Raw genomic sequence first — 1256 nt, 5'->3', positions numbered from 1 at the left:
TGAGGATGCTTTTCCACGTCCTTGACCCGGAGGTTGCTAAGGATCCTAAGAACTTGGTGGTATATGGGGGTAGTGGTAAGGCGGCGAGGAGTTGGGAGGATTTCGAGACAATTGTAGATACCTTGATGTCGATGAATAAAGACGACACGCTTGTAATTCAGTCTGGGCAACCGGTGGCTGTTTTTAAAACTGATCTGCGGGCGCCGCGTGTTTTGATGAGTAACGCCATGTTGGTGCCTAAGTGGGCCGACTGGAAGTATTTCTGGGAATTGGAGACCAGGGGGCTTATCTCGTATCACCAAATGACAGCGGGTTGCTGGGCCTACATTGGGACGCAGGGGATTTTACAAGGCACATACGAGACTATTGGCTTCGCCGCGGAGAGGCATTTCGGCGGATCTCTTGAGGGGAGACTTGTTGTTAGCGCTGGTCTGGGGGAGATGGGTGGGGCGCAACCGCTTGCCATAAAGATGCTGGGCGGCGTGGCGCTCATAGCTGACGTAGATAGGAGAATGATAGAAAGGAGAGTCGCCACAGGCTACCTGGATACGTGGACGGAAGATCTTGATAAGGCTGTTGACATGGCGCTTAGGGCAAAGGAGAGGCGGGAAGCCGTGAGTATAGGCGTATTAGCAAACGCAGTGGATCTGCACAATAAGCTAGTTAAGGAGGGCATTGTTCCAGATATCGTTACGGATCAGACGCCGGCGCACGACCCACTGGCCTATGTTCCAGCTGGCTTGTCTCTAGAGGAGGCCGAGCGGCTTAGAAAGACGGATCCAGATCGGTATATACAGCTGTCTAAGCAGTCAATGGCTCGGCATGTAGAGCTGTTATTAACACATCAATTAAGGGGCGCCGTCGTTTTTGAATACGGCAATAACTTGAGAAAACAAGCTTACGATGCTGGGGTAGAGCAGGCTTTTAAGATACCTGGCCAGATGGAGTTTCTCCGCCCAATGTTTGAGGAGGGTCGTGGCCCATTTAGGTGGACTAGTCTAGTTGGTGATCCTAACGATATCTACAAGCTGGACGACGTAATTCTCACAGTATTTAGCAGAAATTGGAGACTTGTTAGGTGGATTCAAAACGCCAAGAAATATGTAAAGTTCCAAGGGTTGCCGGCGAGGGTAGTGTACCTGGGGTATGGAGAGAGGGCTCAGTTTGGCAAAATTGTGAGTGAGATGGTTAGGCGGGGTGATTTATCGGGGCCAATATGGTTTGGCCGAGATCATCTAGACGCCGGATCTGTGGCA

1 protein-coding gene is annotated in these 1256 nt (G+C 51.1%); it reads left to right on the top strand.

Going from position 1 to position 1256, the window contains the following annotated elements; translation table 11 throughout:
- Nucleotides 1-1256 (top strand): urocanate hydratase (locus ACP5J3_RS14745; RefSeq protein ID WP_428496370.1); only part of this gene is annotated, 1256 nt, incomplete at both ends.

Source organism: Pyrobaculum sp. (assembly GCF_049971835.1).
Taxonomy (GTDB): domain Archaea; phylum Thermoproteota; class Thermoprotei; order Thermoproteales; family Thermoproteaceae; genus Pyrobaculum.
Note: the sequence above shows the minus strand (reverse complement) of the source record. Positions and strands in the feature narration are given on the sequence as shown.